The organism is Isoptericola sp. NPDC056618 (assembly GCF_042792715.1).
Classification (GTDB): Bacteria; Actinomycetota; Actinomycetes; order Actinomycetales; family Cellulomonadaceae; genus Isoptericola; species Isoptericola nanjingensis.
Window position 1 is genome coordinate 24372 of record NZ_JBHTVZ010000005.1, and the last position, 19632, is coordinate 44003.

Consider the following 19632-nt stretch of genomic DNA (forward strand, 5'->3'; position numbering starts at 1 on the left):
GTCCTCCCCGTCAGTGCCCGGCGTCGTGCCAGGTCGCCCCCGCGCCGACGGAGACGTCCAGCGGCACGTCCAGCTCCACCGCGGAGCCCATCTGCGAGCGCAGCACGTCCTCCGCCGCCTCGCGCTCCCCCGGCGCCACCTCGACCACCAGCTCGTCGTGCACCTGGAGCAGCAGCCGCGACGCGAGGCCCCGCTCGTCCAGCTCGCGCTGCACGCCGAGCATCGCGACCTTGATGATGTCGGCGGCGCTGCCCTGGATCGGGGCGTTGAGCGCCATGCGCTCGGCCATCTGCCGCCGCTGCCGGTTGTCGCTCGTGAGGTCGGGGAGGTAGCGGCGGCGCCCCAGGATCGTCGCGGTGTAGCCGGTGGCGCGGGCCTCCTCGACCACCCCCGTGAGGTAGTCGCGCACCCCGCCGAAGCGGGTGAAGTAGTCGTCCATCAGCGACTGCGCCTCGCCGGTCGGGATCGTGAGCTGCTGCGACAGCCCGAAGGCGCTCAGCCCGTACGCGAGCCCGTAGCTCATCGCCTTGATCTTCGAGCGCATCTCCGGCGTGACGTCCTCGGGCGCCACCTCGAACACCCGGGAACCGACATAGCGGTGCAGGTCCTCGCCGGAGCGGAAGGCCTCGATCAACCCCTCGTCCCCCGACAGGTGCGCCATGATGCGCATCTCGATCTGGCTGTAGTCCGCGGTGAGCAGCGTCTCGTAGCCCTCGCCGACGCGGAAGGCCCGGCGGATGCGCCGTCCCTCCTCCGTCCGGATCGGGATGTTCTGCAGGTTCGGGTCGGTGGAGCTCAGCCGGCCCGTGGCGGCGATCGTCTGCTGGAAGGTGGTGTGGATCCGCCCGTCGGGCGCCACGGACTTCAGCAGCCCCTCGACCGTCGAGCGCAGCCTCGTCGCGTCGCGGTGCGCCAGCAGGTGCTCCAGGAACGGGTGCTCCGTCTTGACGTACAGGTCCTGCAGGGACGCGGCGTCCGTGGTGTAGCCCGTCTTGATCTTCTTGGTCTTGGGCATCCCGAGCTGGTCGAACAGCACCTCCTGCAGCTGCTTCGGGCTGCCGAGGTTCACCTGCCGGCCGATCACGTCGTAGGCGTCCGCGGCCGCGTCGGCCACCATCGACGCGAACTGCTTCTCGAGCTCCGTGAGGTACTCGACGTCCGCCGCGATGCCCGTGGACTCCATCCGGCCGAGCACGACCGTGAGCGGCAGCTCCAGGTCCGTGAGCAGCCCGGCGGCGCCGCGGTCCTCGAGCTGCCCGGACAGCGCCTGGGCCAGGTCGACCACGGCGGCCGCGCGCACGGCCGCCTGCCGCGCCCGGGGGTCCTCGTCGCCGCCGTCGAGCGCGAGGTCGAGGGCGCCCTGCCCGGCGGCGTCGGGCGCCTCCCCCGCGGACAGCTCCCGCCCGAGCAGGCGCACCGTGAGGTCGGCGAGGTCGTAGCCGCGCTGGTCGGGGTAGCAGAGGTAGGCCGCGAGCTCGGTGTCGAAGGAGACGCCCTGCAGGTCGAGACCGCGCCCGGCCAGCTCGTGCCAGGCGGCCTTGGCACCGTGCACGACCTTCGGCGCCGCCGGGTCGGCGAGCCACGTCGCGAGGGCGCGCTCGTCCTCCGGCGTCACGTCGGCCAGGTCGACGACAGCCGCGGCGGTCTCCCCGTCGTGGTCGTCGGCGAGCGCGACGTCCCAGGCGTCCCCCGCCCCGGGCGTCGGGGTCCCCGTGACCTCGAGCCCGAGAGGACGGCCGGAGCGTGCGGCCAGCCACGCACCGAGCCCGCCCGGCCCGAGCGCCGCGAGCGCGACCTGGACGCCCGCGACCTCGGCCGCCTGGGCGGGCTCCGCGGACGGGTCCGCGGCGAGCAGCCGGTCGCGCAGCGCGCCGAACTGCAGCGTGTCGGAGACCCGGTGCACGGCCTCGCGGTCGAACCCGGCCAGGCCCAGGTCGGCCACCGCGAGCGGCAGCTCCACGTCGTCCAGGAGCCGGTTGAGCTCGCGGTTGAGCCGCACCTGCTCGACGGCCTCCCGCAGGTTCCCCGCCGCCTTGCCCTTGAGCTCGTCGACGTGCTCGAGCAGCGGCTCGAGGCCGCCGTAGGTCGTGACCCACTTGGCCGCCGTCTTGGGGCCGACGCCGGGCACACCCGGCAGGTTGTCGCTCGACTCGCCCACGAGGGCCGCGAGGTCGGGGTACTGCTCCGGCGGCACGCCGTACTTCTCGGCGACGGCCTCGGGGGTCATCCGCGCGAGCTCCGACACGCCGCGCTTCGGGTAGAGCACCGTCACGTCCTCGGTGACGAGCTGCAGCGAGTCCCGGTCGCCCGAGCAGACCAGCACGTCGAACCCGGCCTCGCGGCCCTCGCGGGCGAGCGTGGCGAGGATGTCGTCGGCCTCGATGCCCTCCCGCTGCAGCGCGGGGACGCGCAGCGCCTCGAGGACCTCCTTGATGAGCGGCACCTGCCCGCGGAACACCTCGGGGGTCGCGTCGCGGTTGCCCTTGTACTCGGGGAACCGCTCGGTGCGGAACGTCACGCGGCCGGCGTCGAACGCGACGGCGGCGTGCGTCGGCTGCTCGTCGCGCAGCAGGTTCGTCAGCATCGAGGTGAAGCCGTAGACGGCGTTCGTCACCTGGCCGCTGGACGTCACCAGCGTGTCCGGCAGCGCGAAGAACGCTCGGTACGCCATGGAGTGGCCGTCGATCAGCAGGAGGCGTGGGCGGGTCCCGGTTCGCGCGGAGGTCGTCACGGGTGCCAACCTATCGCCCATGTCTGACACCACCGCCGACGCGCCCCGCTTCCCCCGCACCCTCGAGGAGTGGGCCGCCGCCGCGCGGGGCACGCTCATCGAACGTCTCGGGATCCGGCTCACGGAGGTGGCCGCCGAGCGCACCGCCGGCACCATGCCGGTGGCCGGGAACACCCAGCCGGCAGGGTTGCTGCACGGCGGCGCGACGGCGTCGCTCGCGGAGACGCTCGCCTCCGTCGCCGCGCAGCAGCACGCGGGACCGGCGCGCGCCGCGGTCGGCCTGGAGCTCAACGCGACCCACCACCGCGGTGCGCGGTCCGGGAGCGTCCACGGCGTGGCCACGGCCCTGCACCTGGGGCGGTCGACCGCCGCGTACGAGATCGTCGTCACCGACGACGACGGTCGGCGCGTCTGCACCGCGCGGCTCACCTGCATGATCCTCGACGCCCGCTGAGAGCGGACGGGCGCCGCGCGGGCCGTGGAAGCCCGACGGGCCGGTCAGGAGGGGACGGACTCGCTCGCCGCGTCGTGCCGCGTCGCGACATCCAGGGAGGTCACGCCGTCCGGGCCCTCCACGCCCTCGCCGCGGTCGGCGGCGCGCTCGGCGGCCGCGCGCAGCGCGGCGTCCCGCTCGGCCTGGAAGGCGCGCAGGTCGACCGGGCCGGTGGGCAGACCCGCGGCCCGCGCCCGGCGCCGACGGGCGACGAGATCCTCGATCGCCGCGCGGGTCGCCTCGCGGCGCCCCGCCCGGGCCGCCGTGCGCGTCCCGCGGGGGTTCTCCTGGACCAGCCGGCGCTGCAGCGTCGCCGTGGCGACCACGCGGTGCCCCGACGTGGGGGCGAAGCCCAGCCGGGCGAGGAAGCGGTGCATGCCGCGGGCGCCCGGGGCCGGCGCGCAGTAGACGTTCTCGGCGCCCCGCTCCCCCGCGACGGCGGCCGCGGCCGCGAGGAGCGCGTGCCCGACGCCGCGGCGGCGGGCGGACGGGCTGACGAAGACGGCGTCGACGTACAGGCTCGTGGTCGTCGCGAACAGCAGCGGGTCGATGACGCGCAGCACGGCGAACCCGCAGATCTCGCCCTCGTGGCTCGCGACGAGCACCTGCCCGCCCGCACCCAGCAGCACGCTCAGGTGCTCCAGGAGGCGAGAGGCGTCCGAGGGGGTTCCCTGCGCGGCCGACGGCGACTCCTCGACGGCACGCTCCGCGAGGCGCGCGACGTCGACCATGTCGTCCTGCTCGACCGGCCGGACCTCGACCGCTGCACGCATCGGCACCTCCTCGACGAATGACCGTCCCCGTCCCGGGCGGGGTGGGAGCCTTCCCACCCCGATCCCGAGGGCCGCCCCGGCAGCCCCGGGGTCACGGTCGTTGAAGCATGAATATCACAGATTGGTCACGACACCCAGGCGACGATAGCGACCCCGTCGCCCTCGCACAATGGGCAGTGGCCCGGTCGCAGGACTCCTCCTGCGACCGGGCCACCGTGGTGCGGATCAGGCTCCGCCGACCTGCTCGATGACGGCGTCCGCGACCTCGCGCATCGTGAGGCGACGGTCCATCGACGTCTTCTGGATCCAGCGGAAGGACTCCGGCTCGCTCAGACCCATCTTGGTCATGAGGAGGCCCTTCGCGCGGTCCACGCGCTTGCGGGTCTCGAACCGCTCGGTGAGGTCGGCGACCTCGGCCTCGAGCGCCCCGATCTGCTGGTAGCGGGAGATCGCGATCTCCACCGCCGGGAGCAGGTCCGCCGGCGTGAAGGGCTTGACGACGTAGGCCATCGCGCCGGCGTCGCGCGCCCGCTCGACGAGCTCGGTCTGGGAGAACGCCGTGAGCAGGACGACCGGGGCGGCGTGCGCCTTGCCGATCCGCTCGGCCGCCGAGATGCCGTCCAGCTCGGGCATCTTGACGTCCATGACGACGACGTCGGGCTTGAGCTCGGTGGCGAGCCGCACCGCGGTCTCGCCGTCGCCCGCCTCGCCGACGACGTCGAAGCCCGCCTCGCGGAGCGTCTCGACGACGTCCATCCGGATGAGCGCCTCGTCCTCGACGACGACCGCGCGACGCGCGGGTCGCTCCGGCGTCTTCGGGGCCTCGGGCTCCTGGTCGATCAGGGGCGGCAGGTCGAGCGGCACCGTCGCCTCGGGCTTCGCGTCGTGGGGCTTCTCGTCGGTCACCCGTCCATCCTAGTGGTCGCGCGGGGGCGCCGCGTCCCGTGCCGGGTGTGACGAGTGCGACGGCGCGGCCCGCCGACCGGCGGTCGGACGGTTCGGTCGCCGCCCCGCGCGCGTGGTTGGATGGGCCGCGCGCCCCGGTAGCCCAACCGGCAGAGGCAATCGGCTCAAACCCGATCCAGTGTGGGTTCGAATCCCACCCGGGGCACCTCCGCGTCCGCGCGACGCCCCCACGCCACCCCACGACCCGGACTCCGGCGCGATCCCTTGCCGCCGTCCCGCCGTGTCGGTAACTTTCAGGATCAAGTCCCTTCGGGGCAACCCTTGACCGCTCCGCACGTGTCCGGCGTCGCCGCTCCTCCGCAACGAGGCGGGGGGCGACGACCCCATCGCGACGGCGACGACGCCGGCGCGCCCCCTGGCAGGACGACCGGCCACGGCCACCGACCGCGACGAAGCGGTCCACGGGTCGCCCTGCAGCAGCACGAGGCAGGAAGGACCACCTGACGATGCGCGACGACCACACCGCCGTCGGACCCACCCCACGGGAACCACGGGGACCACGGTTCGACCGGCGCCACCTCCTCACCGGCAGTCTCCTGGGCGCGGCGAGCGTCCCGTTCGCGGCGGCTGCCGCGCAGGCGGCGCCCCGCCGTGCCGCGGCCCCGGCGTCCGCCGGGCTCCCCGCCCGCCCCGTCGTCCCCGGTGCCGACCGCGCGCACGCCGACGGCTGGTCGGTCCTCGCGGGCGACCGGGTCGGCGTGATCACCAACCCCACCGGCGTGCTGCGCAGCCTGCGCAACGTCGTCGACGAGATGCACGAGTCCGGCGCCGTCGACCTCGTCGGGGTCTTCGGCCCCGAGCACGGCTTCCGCGGGACGGCCCAGGCCGGCGGCTCGGAGGGCACGTTCGTCGACGAGCGCACCGGGCTGACCGTCTACGACGCCTACGGGGCCGGCGTCACGAAGATGACCGAGATGTTCCGGGCCGCGGAGGTGGAGACCGTCGTCTTCGACATCCAGGACGTCGGCGCCCGCTTCTACACGTACATCTGGACGATGTGGACGGCGATGCAGGCCGCCGTCGCGACGGGCTCCCGCTTCGTCGTGCTCGACCGGCCCAACCCGGTGGGTGGCACGGCACGCGGCCCGATGATGACCGCCGGGTTCACGTCGGGCGTCGGGGCCAAGGAGATCGTGCAGGCCCACGGCATGACCGTCGGGGAGCTCGCCCGGTTCTTCGACGGCGAGTTCCTGCCCGACGTCGTCGGCGCGCGCCTGGACCGGCTCGACGTCGTCGAGGTCGCCGGCTGGCGGCGCGACGTGACCTTCGCGGGCACCGGGCTCGACTTCGTCATGCCCAGCCCGAACATGCCGACCCCGGACACGGCCCTCGCCTACCCCGGGACCTGCATGTTCGAGGGGACGAACCTGTCCGAGGGGCGAGGCACCACCCGCCCCTTCGAGCTGATCGGCGCGCCGTACGTCGACCACCGCTGGGCGGCCGCCCTCACGGACGCCGGCCTGCCGGGCGTCCTGTTCCGGGAGGCGTACTTCAACCCGACCTTCAACAAGCACGCCGGCACCGTGTGCGGCGGCGTCCAGGTCACCGTCGACGACCCGGCCCGGTTCGACCCGGTGCGCACCGGGGTCGCGATGCTCGTGGCGGCGGCATCCCTGTACCCCGAGTTCGCCTGGCGCGAGGACGCGTGGGACCCCGAGCGGCCCTTCTGGATCGACAAGCTCACCGGCTCGCCGCGCCTGCGGCAGCAGATCGACGCGGGGGCCACCACCGACGACGTCGTCGGCGCGTGGCTCGACGAGCTGGCGGACTTCGACCGGCGTCGTCAGCAGTACCTGATCTACCGCGGGCCGCGGTCGTGAGCGCCGCCCTGCGACGCAGGCCGCGCCAGGGCCGCGTGGCGACCGCGGCCGTGCTCGCGGCAGGCCTGGTCGCGGTCCCGCTCGTCCACGCCACCTCGGCGTCCGCCGACCCGCGCGGGCCCGCGGTGGGCTTCATGCCGCCGTCGACCACGCTCGCCGCGGCCGACCCGGCGGACGTCGGGCTCGACCCGGCGCCGATCGAGGAGGCCGTCGCGCAGGTCCGCGCGCACGAGGTGCCGGTGGGCTCGGCGGCCTACCCGCTCTACCCGGGGGCCGTCGGCCTCATGGGGTACCAGGGGAAGGTCGTGCGCACCGACGCCAGCGGCTGGGCCGTCGCCTACGGCGACGAGGGCGTCGCCCTGCCCACCGACGAGCGCGTGCCGATGCGTGAGGAGACCATCTTCGACCTCGCCTCGGTGTCGAAGCTGTTCACCTCGATCGCGGTCGTCCAGCTGGTCCAGGAGGGCCGCGTCGCGCTCGACGAGCCGCTCGCCACCTACCTCCCCGAGTTCGCCGCCGGCGGCAAGGAGGAGGTGACCGTGCGACAGCTGCTCACCCACACCTCGGGCTTCGTGTCGTGGCTGCCGCTGTGGAGCGCCTACCCCGACCCGGAGTCCCGGATCGCCGCGGTGATGGCGCAGCCCCTCGACGCGCCGCCGGGGACGCGCTACCTGTACAGCGACCTCAACCTCATCAGCCTCGGCGTGCTCGTCGAGCGCCTGCGGGGCGCGCCGCTCGACCAGGTCGTGGCCGACCGGATCACCGATCCGCTCGGGATGACGGACACCGGGTACAACCCGACCGCCGTGGAACGTACGGCGGCGACGGAGTACCAGGCCAGCCCGCCGCGCGGCGTCGTCCGGGGCGAGGTGCACGACGAGAACGCCTGGTCCCTGGGCGGGGTCGCCGGGCACGCCGGCGTGTTCTCGACGGCCGGGGACCTGGCGATCCTGTCCCAGGCCCTGCTCAACGGCGGCCGGTACGGCAAGGCCCGCATCCTGTCCCCCGCGTCGGTGCGCCTCATGGTCACCGACCTCAACGGCGCCTTCCCCGGGGACGCCCACGGGCTCGGCTTCGAGCTCGACCAGCGGTGGTACATGGACGCGATGTCGGGGCCGCGCACGGCCGGGCACACCGGGTACACGGGCACGTCGATCGTCATCGACTTCGACACGCACTCGTTCGCGATCCTGCTGACCAACCGCGTGCACCCGTCGCGCGACTCGGGCAGCATCAACCCGGCGCGGCGCGAGTGGGCGAGCGGCCTGGCCCGCGCCCAGGGGATCGAGCCCCGGCGCGGCGCGGACGCCTGGTTCTCGGGCGACGAGAACGCCACGACGTCGACGCTCACCGCCTCGCTCGACGTGCCCGCGAGCGGGGGCCGCCTGGCGTTCGACCTCTACCTCGACACGGAGGAGACCGACCTGCTGCACCTGGAGACCTCCGCCGACGGCGGGACGACCTGGGCGCCGCTGCCCTTCACCGTGCGGGACCGCGGCCCGGCCGAGCACCCCGACGGCACGGCGTCGGGCTCGGGCACGCGGCGCTGGACGCAGGCCCGGGCACAGCTGCCTCCGGGCGACCTGGAGCTGCGCTGGCGCGTCGTGACCGACCCGCTCTACCTCGGCCGCGGCGTCCTGGTCGACGACGTCGTCGCCCGCGCCCCCGGCTCCCTCCTGCTGGACGGCGAGGCGACGCCCGAGGCGTTCCGGCCCGACGGCTGGCGCCTCGTGAGCCGCTAAGCCCCCGCCCGGGAACGCCGGGTACGACGACGCCGGGGGCGTGCGGCAGGCAGAACCTGCCGCACGCCCCCGGCGTGCCGGCGCGAGACGGAGCCGCCTCGCGCAGGTGCGATCAGACGTCGGAGTGGCTGCCGACCTGGTGCACGAGGATCGAGTTCGTCGTGCCGGGCACGCCCACCGGGGCGCCGGAGACGATCACGACGCGGTCGCCGGGCTCGGCGAGCCCGTTGGCGCGCAGCGTGGAGTCCACCTGGCCGACCATCGCGTCGACGCTGTCGACCTTCGGCACCTGGTAGGTGGTGGTGCCCCAGGTGAGCGCGAGGACGTTGCGCACGCTCTCCTCCGGCGTGAAGGCCAGCAGCGGGATGCCCGAGCGCAGGCGCGACATGCGCTTGGCCGAGTCGCCCGACTGCGTGAACGTCACGAGGTACTTGACCCCGAGCGTCTCGCCGATCTCGGCGGCCGCACGGGTGATGACGCCGCCGCGGGTGTGCGGCGAGGAGCCCAGGGGGGCGATGCGCTCGCGACCCATCTCCTCGGTCGCCTCGATGATCCGGGCCATCGTCTGGACTGTGATGATCGGGTAGTCGCCCACGCTGGTCTCGCCCGAGAGCATGACCGCGTCGGCGCCGTCGAGCACCGCGTTGGCGCAGTCGGAGGCCTCGGCGCGCGTCGGCGTCGGGCTCGTGGTCATCGACTCCAGCACCTGCGTGGCGACGATGACGGGCTTCGCGTTGCGGCGGGCCAGCTCGACGATGCGCTTCTGCACCAGCGGGACCTGCTCCAGCGGCATCTCCACGGCGAGGTCGCCGCGCGCCACCATGAAGCCGTCGAAGGCCGCGACGACCTCCTCCAGGTTCTCCACCGCCTGCGGCTTCTCGATCTTGGCGACGACGGGGACCGTGCGGCCCTCCTCCGCCATGATCGCCGCGACGTCGTCGTAGTCCTTGGCGGACCGCACGAACGACAGCGCGATGATGTCCGCGCCCATGCGCAGCGCCCAGCGCAGGTCGTCGGTGTCCTTCTCCGACAGCGCCGGCACGGAGACCGCGACGCCGGGGAGGTTGATGCCCTTGTTGTTCGAGACCGGGCCGGCGACCTCGACGGTCGTGACGACGCGCGGGCCCTCGACGGCGGTGACGCGCACGCGCACCTTGCCGTCGTCGATGAGGAGCGGGTCGCCGACGCGGGCGTCGCCCGCCAGACCCTTGTGGGTCGTCGAGACGAGCTCCTTGGTGCCCTCCACGTCCTCGGTGGTGATGGTGAACGTGTCACCCTCGTTGAGGTAGTGCTTCTGGTCGCCCGCGAACCGGCCGAGCCGGATCTTCGGGCCCTGGAGGTCGACGAGGACTGCGACGTTGCGGCCGGACTCCTTCGCCGCCTCTCGGACACCGTGGTAGACGGCCTCGTGCTCCGCCTGCTCTCCGTGGCTCCGGTTGATCCGGGCCACGTCCATGCCCGCGTCGACCAGCTCACGGAGCTTGGTCGGGGACGCCGTCGCGGGTCCGATGGTGCACACGATCTTCGCTCTGCGCATGTCTCCAGCCTCGTCGTCGATCCGCCCCGGCGCGAGCCGGGGCGGGGCCCGGGTGCCCGAACGGCACCCGGGTACTGCTTCGTCGTTGTTCTTCTTATCCTCGCAGCGCGACCGTCCGCGGGCCGACCGGCGCGGGCAGCTCGGAGCTGCCCTGCAGGTAGGCGTCCACGGCGGCCGCCGTCGCGCGGCCCTCGGCGATCGCCCAGACGATCAGCGACTGCCCGCGGCCCGCGTCACCCGTCGCGTACACGCCGGGCAGGCTGGTGGCGTAGTCGTCGCCGCGCCGCACCAGCCCGCGCGTCGTGAGCTCCGCGCCGGTCTGGGTCACCAGCTCGTCGGTCTCCGGGCCGGTGAACCCCATCGCGATGAGGACCAGGTCCGCCGGGATCTCCCGCTCGGTGCCCTCCTTGGGCACCCGCCGGCCGTCCGGCAGGTACTCGGTCTCGGCGACCTTCAGGGCCCGGACGTTCCCGTCCTCGCCGCCCACGAACTCTACCGTCGAGGCCAGGTAGCTGCGCTCCCCGCCCTCCTCGTGGGACGTCGAGACCTCGAAGACGATCGGGTCGGTCGGCCACGGCTGGCTCGCCGGCCGCTCGAGCGGCGGCTTCTTGCCGATCGCCAGGGTCGTGACGCTGGCCGCGCCCTGCCGCAGCGACGTGCCGAGGCAGTCCGAGCCGGTGTCGCCGCCGCCGATGATCACGACGTGCTTGCCCGCGGCCGACGGCGCGCCGTCGACGGGGTTCCCCGCCGCGGCCTTGTTCGCCGGGGTGAGGAAGTCCATCGCGAAGTGCACGCCGCCGAGGTCGCGGCCCGGCATCGCGAGCTCGCGCGGCACCGTGGCGCCGGTGGCCAGGACCACGGCGTCGAACCGGCGGCGCAGCGCGTCCCAGGTGATGTCGCGGCCGATGGCGACGCCCGGGCGGAAGCGGGTGCCCTCGGCCTCCATCTGCTCGAGCCGCCGGTCGATGTGCAGCTTCTCGAGCTTGAAGTCGGGGATGCCGTAGCGCAGCAGCCCGCCGATCGCGTCGTCGCGCTCGTACACGACGACCGTGTGGCCGGCGCGCGTGAGCTGCTGGGCGGCGGCCAGGCCCGCCGGGCCCGACCCGACGACGGCCACGGTCGAGCCCGTGAGCCGCTGGGGCACCTGCGGCGTCACCAGGCCACGCTCGAACGCCTCGTCGATGATCGAGACCTCGACGTTCTTGATCGTCACCGCGGGCTGGTTGATGCCCAGCACGCAGCTCGTCTCGCACGGTGCCGGGCAGACGCGTCCGGTGAACTCCGGGAAGTTGTTGGTCGCGTGCAGGCGCTCGATCGCGTCGGCCCACTGGTCGCGCCACACCAGGTCGTTCCACTCGGGGATGAGGTTCCCCAGCGGGCAGCCCTGGTGGCAGAACGGGATGCCGCAGTCCATGCAGCGGCCCGCCTGCTCCTTGAGGAACGGCTGCCCGTCCTCGCGGTGGGCGTGCGTGTCCTTCCAGTCACGCAGCCGCACCTCGACGGGGCGGTTCGGCGGGAGCTCGCGCTCCCGCACCTTCAGGAATCCGCGGGGGTCAGCCACGCGCCACCTCCATGATCTGCTCCCACATCGCCGGGTCGAAGTCGTCGCCCTCGCCCAGCGTCTTCCCTGCGGCCTCGGCGTCGGCCAGCGCGGCGCGCACGCGGGCCCAGCCCGCGGGCAGGACCCGCGAGAAGCGGGCCCGGGCGCCGTCGTCCCCGAGGAGCTCGGCCGCCACGGGCGAGCCGGTCTCCGCCAGGTGCCGTTCCAGCAGGCCGCGCACGCGGTCCCAGTCGGCGTCGTCCAGCGCGCCCACCTCGAGCTCGCCGCTCTTCACCGCCTGGATGTTCATCGCGACGTCGCGCAGGTTGAGCACGTACGCCACGCCGCCCGACATGCCGGCGCCGAAGTTGCGGCCCGTGGGGCCGAGCACCAGCACGGTCCCGCCGGTCATGTACTCGCAGCCGTGGTCGCCCACGCCCTCGGTCACCAGCGTCGCGCCGGAGTTGCGCACGGCGAAGCGCTCGCCCACGCGGCCCCGGAGCAGGATCTCGCCCGACGTCGCGCCGTAGCCGATGACGTTGCCCGCCACGACGTTCGCGGCGCCCTCGAGCACCGCCGACCGGTCGGGGCGCACGACGATCCGGCCGCCCGACAGGCCCTTGCCGACGTAGTCGTTGGCGTCGCCGTACAGGCGCAGCGTGACGCCGCGCGGCAGGAACGCGCCGAGCGACTGGCCGGCGGAGCCCGTGAGCGTCACGTCGATCGTGTCGTCGGGCAGCCCGGCACCGCGGTACCGCTTGGTCACCTCGTGGCCGAGCATCGTGCCGACCGTGCGGTTGACGTTCCGGACCGGCGCCTCGATCCGCACGGGGAGCGCGTCCTCGAGCGCGGGGCGTGCCTTCTCGATCAGCTGGTTGTCCAGCGCCTTGGCCAGGCCGTGGTCCTGGGTGGCCACCTGGTGCAGCGTCGTGCCCGGCGCCGCCTCGGGCGCGGCGAGCACGGGCGCGAGGTCCAGGCCCTGCGCCTTCCAGTGGTCGACGGCCTTGCGCGTGTCGAGGGCCTCGACGTGCCCGACGGCCTCCTCGATCGAGCGGAAGCCGAGCGAGGCGAGGTGCTCGCGCACCTCCTGCGCGATGAACTCGAAGAAGTTCACGACGAACTCCGGCTTGCCCGTGAACCGCTTGCGCAGCTCCGGGTTCTGCGTCGCCACGCCCACCGGGCAGGTGTCCAGGTGGCAGACCCGCATCATGACGCAGCCCGAGACGACCATCGGCGCCGTGGCGAAGCCGAACTCCTCGGCCCCGAGCAGCGCCGCCACGACGACGTCGCGACCGGTCTTCATCTGCCCGTCCACCTGCACGACGATGCGGTCGCGCAGGTTGTTGAGCACGAGCGTCTGCTGGGTCTCGGCGAGGCCGATCTCCCAGGGCGTGCCCGCGTGCTTGAGCGACGTCAGCGGGCTCGCGCCCGTGCCGCCGTCGTGCCCCGAGATGAGCACCACGTCCGCGTGCGCCTTGGACACGCCCGTCGCCACGGTGCCGACGCCGAACTCGGAGACGAGCTTGACGTGCACGCGCGCCGCCGGGTTGGCGTTCTTGGCGTCGTGGATGAGCTGCGCGAGGTCCTCGATCGAGTAGATGTCGTGGTGCGGCGGCGGCGAGATGAGGCCCACGCCGGGCGTCGAGTGCCGGGTCTTGGCGACCCACGGGTACACCTTGGGCCCGGGCAGCTGGCCGCCCTCGCCCGGCTTGGCGCCCTGGGCGAGCTTGATCTGGATGTCGTCGGCGTTCGTGAGGTACTCGCTCGTCACGCCGAACCGGCCGGACGCGATCTGCTTGACCCGCGAGCGGCGCTCCGGGTCGTACAGGCGCTCCGGGTCCTCGCCGCCCTCGCCGGTGTTGGACCGGCCGCCCAGGCGGTTCATGGCGATCGCGAGCGTCTCGTGCGCCTCCGCGGAGATCGACCCGTACGACATCGCGCCGGTGTTGAACCGCTTGACGATCTCCTCGACCGGCTCGACCTCGTCGATCGGCACCGGCTCGCGGTCCGGGGTGAAGCGCAGCAGGCCCCGGAGCGTCATGAGCCGGCGGGACTGCTCGTCCACGCGGCGCGTGTACTGGCGGAAGATGTCCATCCGCCCGGTGCGGGTCGCGTGCTGCAGCCGGAAGACGGTCTCGGGGTCGAAGAGGTGCTCCTCCCCGTCCCGGCGCCACTGGTACTCGCCGCCGCTGGTCAGGCGCTGGTGGGCCGCGTGGTTGCCCGACGCCGGGTACGCCTCCGCGTGCCGCGCCGCGACCTCGGCCGCGATGACGTCCAGGCCGATGCCGGCCAGGCGGCTCGTCGTGCCGGTGAAATAGTCCTCGACCAGCTCGTGCGAGAGCCCGACGGCCTCGAAGATCTGCGCGCCGCGGTAGGACATGATCGTGGAGATGCCCATCTTGCTCATCACCTTGAGCACGCCCTTGCCGAGCGCGGTGATGAGGTTGGCGACGGCCGCCTCCGGCGTGACGGCGAGGTAGCCGCGCAGCGCGAGGTCCTCCACCGTCTCCATGGCGAGGTACGGGTTCACCGCGGCCGCGCCGTAGCCGATGAGGAGCGCGACGTGGTGCACCTCGCGCACGTCGCCGGCCTCCACGACCAGCGAGATCCGGGTGCGCGTGCCCTGCCGCAGCAGGTGGTGGTGCACGGCGCTGGTCAGCAGCAGCGACGGGATCGGCGCGAGCTCCGAGTCGGAGTCGCGGTCGGACAGCACGACGTGCGTCACGCCCGCCGCGATGTCCGCGTCGACCTGGGTGAAGATCTCCTCGAGCCGGGCCTGCAGCGCCTTGCCGCCGCCGGACACCTCGTAGAGGCCGCGCACGATGCCGGCGCGGAACTCGCCCTCCAGCCGCGGGTCGCGGTCGATGCGCACGATCTTGGCGAGCTCGTCGTTGTCGAGCACGGGGAACGGCAGGTCGAGCTTGCGGGCGTGGCTCGCGACCTCCTCCAGGAGGTTCGGCTCCGGGCCGATCGTGCTGTCGATCGCGGTGACGAGCTGCTCGCGGATCGAGTCCAGCGGCGGGTTCGTCACCTGGGCGAACATCTGCGTGAAGTAGTCGAACAGCAGCCGGGGGCGGCTCGACAGGACGGCGATCGGCGTGTCCGAGCCCATGGCCCCGAGCGCCTCCGCGGCGGTGTCGGCCATCGGCGTGAGGAGGATCTTCAGCTCCTCGGTGGTGTACCCGAAGGCGCGCTGCCGCCGCTGGACGGACGCGGGCGAGTGCGCGACGTGCTCGCGCTCCGGCAGCGAGTCCAGCGTGATCGTGTTGCCGGCGATCCACTCGCCGTACGGCCGCTGGGCGGCGAGCTGCGACTTGAGCTCGTCGTCCTCCACGATCCGGCCCTGTGCCGTGTCGACGAGGAACATGCGCCCCGGCTCGAGGCGCCCCTTGCGCACGATCGTCGCGGGGTCGAGGTCCAGGACCCCGGCCTCCGACGCGAGCACGACGAGGCCGTCCTCCGTGACCCAGTAACGGCCCGGCCGCAGGCCGTTGCGGTCGAGGACCGCGCCGATGAGGGTGCCGTCGGTGAACGTGAGGCAGGCGGGCCCGTCCCACGGCTCCATGAGGTTCGCGTGGTACTGGTAGAACGCCCGCCGGGCCGGGTCCATCTCGGCGTGGTTCTCCCACGCCTCCGGGACCATCATCAGCACGGCGTGCGGCAGCGAGCGGCCGGACAGGTGCAGCAGCTCCAGCACCTCGTCGAAGCTGGCCGAGTCGCTCGACCCCTCCGTGCACACGGGCAGCAGCGGCTTCAGGTCGCCGAGCACCTCGCTGGCCATGGTGCTCTCGCGGGCGGCCATCCAGTTGCGGTTGCCGCGCACCGTGTTGATCTCGCCGTTGTGCGCCACGAGCCGGAACGGCTGCGCCAGCGGCCACGACGGGAAGGTGTTCGTGGAGAACCGCGAGTGGACCAGCGCGATCTCGGACGCGTAGCGCGGGTCGCTCAGGTCCGGGAAGAACGGCTCGAGCTGCGCCGTCGTGAGCATGCCCTTGTAGGTCAGGGTGCGGCTCGACAGCGAGGCGAGGAACAGGTCGAGCTCGTTCTGCGCGCGCTTGCGCAGGCGGTAGGTGCGGCGGTCGAGCTCGAGACCCGACAGCTCGCGCGACGGGTCCGCCACGACGACCTGCCGGAACAGGGGCATCGAGGCACGCGCCGTCGGGCCGACGAGGTCGGCCGTGACCGGCACGTCGCGCCAGGCGAGGACGTCGAGCTTCTCCTCCGCGGCGATCGCCTCGAACCGGCGCGCGGCCGCGTCGGCCTCGGCGACGGCCTGGGGCAGGAACGCCATGCCGATCGCGTAGTGCCCGGCGGGCGGGAGCTCGGCGGCGACGACGTCACGGACGAAGGCGTCCGGGATCTGCGTGAGGATCCCGGCCCCGTCCCCGCTGTTCTCCTCCGCGCCGACCGCTCCGCGGTGGTCGAGGTTCAACAGGGCGGTCAGGCCCGCGTCCACGATGTCGCGGCCGGGCGTCCCGCGCAGGGTCGCGACGAACGCGACACCGCACGCGTCGTGCTCGGACGCGGGGTCGTAGAGGCCCTGGGCCGAGGGCCGCGCGACCCGATGCTGCGGCGTGGTCATCAACACCGTCCTCCTGCACGCCCGCACGCGGGCGCGTCATGCTCAAAGGTGGTCGGGACATCGTCGGCCCGTCGGAAACATAGGCGGCCCCGCCCGGGTGGTGTCCCGGTGGGAGTCGCCTCAGGCGCGGTCGGCCGGTCCCTGGTCGGGACCGGGTCCTCCCGCGTCCGCACGGTGCGGTCCGGCGCCGCTGTCGCGGCCGTCGTCCCGGCCGGAGGCGCCTGCGGCGGCCCCGGCGTGCGCGGTGCTCATGGTGTCAAGCTCAGTGTCGGACTCGATGTCAGGCTCGGTCGTCTGCTCGGTGCCCTGCCGGTCGCGGCTGCGGCCGGGAAGCTCCACCCCGTCCTCACGTTCCGGGTAGCGCCTGCCGATGACGACGAAGGCGACGAGGGCACCCAGGCCCACGACGATCGACGTCCACACGTTCAGACGCAGCCCGAGCACGTGCTCGGCGGTGTCGATGCGGAGCATCTCGATCCACACCCTGCCCAGAGTGTAGAGCGCGACGTAGGCCCAGAATACCCGCCCATGACCGAGCCTGTACCGGCGGTCGAGCCAGACGAGAAGTGCGGCCGCCCCGAGGTTCCAGAGCAGCTCGTACAGGAACGTGGGGTGGAACAGGGTGCCCGTCGCGAACGCCGTGCCGGTGTCCGCGTTGAGCCGCTCGATCACCCCCGGGGAGACCTCGAGCCCCCAGGGCAGCGTCGTAGGCGCCCCGAACAGCTCCTGGTTGAACCAGTTGCCCAGGCGCCCCACCGCCTGCGCGACGAGCAGGCCGGGGGCCAGCGCGTCCGCGAACGAGCTCAGGCGCACCCCCTTGCGGCGGCAGCCGATCCAGGCGCCGACGGCGCCGAGCGCCACCGCACCCCAGATCCCGAGGCCGCCCTCCCAGACGTACAGGGCGCGCACGGGGTCGCCGCCCTCGCCCCAGTACGGCTCGGGCGTGCTGATCACGTGGTACAGCCTGCCGCCGACGATGCCGAACGGCACCGCCCAGAAGGCGATGTCCAGGACGTCGTCCGGGTCGCCGCCACGGGCGACCCAGCGCTTGGTGGTGATCCAGATCGCGACGGCGATGCCGGCCAGGATGGCCAGCGCGTACGCGCGGAGCGGCACCGGGCCGAGGTACCACGTGTGCTGCGACGGGCTCGGGATCGCTGCCTGCACCGACGCGGCCGACGCCAGGAGGGTCGCGCTCACGCGCCCGCCCCCGGCCCCCCGCGGGCACGGCGCACGCCGTCGGCGAGGTCCGCCACGGTCGCCCGCAGCGCGTCGAGCCGGTCGACCCAGGGACGGTCGGCCAGCAGCGGGCGCACGAGCGCGGAGCCGACGATGACGCCGTCGGCGAACCGGCCCACCTCGGCGGCCTGGGCGCCCGACGAGACGCCGAGCCCGACGCACACGTGGTCGGCACCCGCCGCGCGGGTGTCGGCGACGAGCTGCTCGGCCCGGTCGCCCACCGAGTCGCGGGTGCCGGTCACGCCCATGGTGGACGCCGCGTAGACGAAGCCGCGCGACGCGCGGGCCGTGAGCGCCAGCCGCTCGGGCGTGGAGCTCGGCGCGACGAGGAAGACGCGGTCGAGGCCGTGCTCCTGCGACGCCGCGATCCAGTCGCCCCCCTCGTCGGGGATGAGGTCGGGGGTGATGAGGCCGGCTCCTCCGGCGGCGGCGAGGTCGCGCGCGAACGCGTCCACCCCGTACCGCAGCACCGGGTTCCAGTACGTCATCACGAGGGCGGGCACGCGCCCGCCGGAGTGCTCGGCGACGGCCTCGACGACGCGCAGCACGTCGCGGACCCGGGTGCCGGCGGCGAGCGCCGCCTCCGCGGCACGCTGGATCACCGGGCCGTCCATCACCGGGTCGGTGTAGGGCACGCCGATCTCGACGACGTCGGCGCCCGCGTCCACGGCCGCGAGGACGGCCTCGATCGAGCGCTCGACGTCGGGGAACCCGGCGGGCAGGTAGCCGACCAGGGCCGCACGGCCCTCGGCCCGGAGGGCGTCGAGGCGCGCGCCGGTGGTCGACCTCGCGGACGGTGCCGCCGCGGGCGAGGTGTCGGTCGTGGCGCTCACTGGTCCCCCTCCGGCGTGGCGTCGGTCTGGTCCTCGTCGAGGAGCCCGAACCACCGCGCCGCGGTGGCCACGTCCTTGTCTCCGCGACCCGACAGGTTCACGAGGATCACCTGGCCGGTCCGGCCTGCCTCCGCCGCCTCGCGCCCCAGGCGCAGGGCGCCGGCGAGCGCGTGCGCGGACTCGATCGCGGGGATGATCCCCTCGGTGCGGCACAGGAGGCGGAAGGCCTCCATGGCCTCGTCGTCCGTCACGGGCTCGTAGGTGGCCCGCCCGAGGTCGTGCAGCCAGGAGTGCGCGGGCCCGACGCTCGGGTAGTCCAGCCCCGCCGAGACGGAGTGGCTCGGCAGGGTCTGGCCGTCGTCGTCCTGCAGCAGGTACGAGCGGGCGCCGTGCAGCACGCCCGGGGCCCCGCCGGAGAAGCGGGCCGCGTGGCGGCCGGACTCGACGCCCTCTCCCCCGGCCTCGAAGCCGTGCAGGGACACGCCCTCGTCGTCGAGGAAGGCGTTGAAGATGCCGAGCGCGTTGGACCCGCCGCCCACGCACGCTGCGACGGCGTCCGGCAGCCGGCCGGTGCGCTCGAGGATCTGCTCGCGCGCCTCCTCGCCGATGATGCGGTGGAACTCGCGCACCATCTCGGGGAACGGGTGCGGGCCCGTGACCGTGCCGAGCAGGTAGTGCGTGCTCTCGACGTTCGCGACCCAGTCGCGCAGCGCCTCGTTGATGGCGTCCTTGAGAGTCCGCGAGCCGATGGTCACGGGCACGACCTCGGCACCGAGCAGCCGCATCCGGGCGACGTTCAGGGCCTGGCGCTGCGTGTCCTCCTCGCCCATGTAGACGACGCACTCGAGGTCGAGCAGGGCGGCCGCGGTCGCCGTGGCGACGCCGTGCTGCCCGGCGCCGGTCTCGGCGATCACGCGGGTCTTGCCCATGCGCTTCACCAGGAGCGCCTGGCCGAGGACGTTGTTGATCTTGTGCGAGCCGGTGTGGTTGAGGTCCTCGCGCTTGAGGAACACCCGGTGGCCGGCCTCCGCGCCCCCGCAGTGCTCCGCGAACCGCGGCACCTCGGTGAGCGGCGACGGGCGGCCCGTGTACTCGCGGTGCAGGCGTGCCAGCTCGTCGGTGAACGCCGGGTCGCCGAGGGCCTTGCGGTACTCGGTCTCGAGCTCGTCGAGCGCGGCGATGAGGGCCTCGGGCACGAAGCGGCCGCCGAACTGGCCGAAGTACGGGCCTTCGACGTCCGCGAGCCGCCCGAGCACCTGGTGCGCCAGGGTCTCGGTCAGGGCCTCCCGTACGGGCTGGTCGGGCACGGGTCCTCCGTCTCTCGTCGGCACCCCACGGCGGACTGCACGAGGGGTCGTCAGAGGGTACCGGTCGCC

Annotated in this window: 12 protein-coding genes and 1 tRNA gene; 4 read left to right on the forward strand and 9 right to left on the reverse strand. The window is 73.7% G+C overall.

Going from position 1 to position 19632, the window contains the following annotated elements:
- Window positions 1-10: 10 nt before the first annotated feature.
- The gene (polA, locus tag ACFQ8T_RS08775) at window positions 11-2752 is read right to left on the reverse strand and encodes a DNA polymerase I (RefSeq protein WP_430546162.1); all 2742 of its coding nucleotides are present in this window, start codon (window positions 2750-2752) and stop codon (window positions 11-13) included.
- On the opposite strand from polA, the gene ACFQ8T_RS08780 reads away from it, so the two are divergent.
- Entirely contained in the window at window positions 2751-3185 is a 435-nt protein-coding gene (locus ACFQ8T_RS08780) for a hotdog fold thioesterase (protein WP_430546163.1), read from the forward strand. The genes polA and ACFQ8T_RS08780 overlap by 2 nt on opposite strands.
- Window positions 3186-3229: 44 nt before the next feature.
- On the opposite strand, the gene ACFQ8T_RS08785 is transcribed toward ACFQ8T_RS08780, so the two are convergent.
- The gene (locus ACFQ8T_RS08785; RefSeq protein ID WP_430546164.1) at window positions 3230-3997 is read right to left on the reverse strand and encodes a GNAT family N-acetyltransferase; all 768 of its coding nucleotides are present in this window, start codon (window positions 3995-3997) and stop codon (window positions 3230-3232) included.
- 225 nt (window positions 3998-4222) lie between these two features.
- Window positions 4223-4849, reverse strand: coding sequence for an ANTAR domain-containing response regulator (locus tag ACFQ8T_RS08790; RefSeq protein WP_429729957.1), 627 nt, complete (start codon window positions 4847-4849; stop codon window positions 4223-4225).
- Between the two features lie 185 nt (window positions 4850-5034).
- Between ACFQ8T_RS08790 and ACFQ8T_RS08795 the strand changes: the two genes are divergently transcribed.
- From ACFQ8T_RS08795 to ACFQ8T_RS08805, 3 genes are all read left to right on the forward strand, one after another.
- Window positions 5035-5108 (forward strand) — tRNA-Leu (locus tag ACFQ8T_RS08795).
- Between the two features lie 301 nt (window positions 5109-5409).
- Window positions 5410-6783: an exo-beta-N-acetylmuramidase NamZ domain-containing protein gene (locus ACFQ8T_RS08800; RefSeq protein WP_430546165.1), complete on the forward strand. Its 1374-nt coding sequence runs from the start codon at window positions 5410-5412 to the stop codon at window positions 6781-6783.
- Complete coding sequence (locus ACFQ8T_RS08805; protein WP_430546166.1) at window positions 6780-8525, forward strand: serine hydrolase; 1746 nt, start codon at window positions 6780-6782, stop codon at window positions 8523-8525. Before ACFQ8T_RS08800 ends, ACFQ8T_RS08805 begins: the two co-directional genes overlap by 4 nt.
- A 112-nt stretch (window positions 8526-8637) precedes the next feature.
- On the opposite strand, the gene pyk is transcribed toward ACFQ8T_RS08805, so the two are convergent.
- The 6 genes from pyk to trpB form a co-directional block, all read right to left on the reverse strand.
- Window positions 8638-10062 (reverse strand): pyruvate kinase, encoded by a 1425-nt coding sequence (gene pyk, locus ACFQ8T_RS08810; protein ID WP_429763383.1) that lies wholly within the window; start codon window positions 10060-10062, stop codon window positions 8638-8640.
- A 94-nt stretch (window positions 10063-10156) separates the two neighbouring features.
- Window positions 10157-11623, reverse strand: a complete 1467-nt coding sequence (locus ACFQ8T_RS08815) for a glutamate synthase subunit beta (protein ID WP_430546167.1) — start codon at window positions 11621-11623, stop codon at window positions 10157-10159.
- On the reverse strand, window positions 11616-16184 hold the full coding sequence (gene gltB, locus ACFQ8T_RS08820) for a glutamate synthase large subunit (RefSeq protein WP_430546168.1): 4569 nt from the start codon (window positions 16182-16184) through the stop codon (window positions 11616-11618). The genes ACFQ8T_RS08815 and gltB overlap by 8 nt, the downstream gene beginning before the upstream one ends.
- Before the next feature lie 120 nt (window positions 16185-16304).
- Entirely contained in the window at window positions 16305-17384 is a 1080-nt protein-coding gene (gene lgt / locus ACFQ8T_RS08825) for a prolipoprotein diacylglyceryl transferase (protein ID WP_430546169.1), read from the reverse strand.
- Complete coding sequence (gene trpA, locus ACFQ8T_RS08830) at window positions 17381-18256, reverse strand: tryptophan synthase subunit alpha (RefSeq protein ID WP_430546170.1); 876 nt, start codon at window positions 18254-18256, stop codon at window positions 17381-17383. Before trpA ends, lgt begins: the two co-directional genes overlap by 4 nt.
- Entirely contained in the window at window positions 18253-19563 is a 1311-nt protein-coding gene (trpB, locus tag ACFQ8T_RS08835) for a tryptophan synthase subunit beta (RefSeq protein ID WP_430546171.1), read from the reverse strand. Before trpB ends, trpA begins: the two co-directional genes overlap by 4 nt.
- Between the last annotated feature and the right edge of the window lie 69 nt (window positions 19564-19632).

Coding starts and splice junctions, on each gene's coding strand:
- pyk (WP_429763383.1), bottom strand. CDS start 10,062: ATGCGCAGAGCGAAGATCGTGTGCACCATCGGACCCGCGACGGCGTCC.
- gltB (WP_430546168.1), bottom strand. CDS start 16,184: ATGACCACGCCGCAGCATCGGGTCGCGCGGCCCTCGGCCCAGGGCCTC.
- ACFQ8T_RS08800 (WP_430546165.1), top strand. CDS start 5,410: ATGCGCGACGACCACACCGCCGTCGGACCCACCCCACGGGAACCACGG.
- ACFQ8T_RS08780 (WP_430546163.1), top strand. CDS start 2,751: ATGTCTGACACCACCGCCGACGCGCCCCGCTTCCCCCGCACCCTCGAG.
- polA (WP_430546162.1), bottom strand. CDS start 2,752: ATGGGCGATAGGTTGGCACCCGTGACGACCTCCGCGCGAACCGGGACC.
- ACFQ8T_RS08785 (WP_430546164.1), bottom strand. CDS start 3,997: ATGCGTGCAGCGGTCGAGGTCCGGCCGGTCGAGCAGGACGACATGGTC.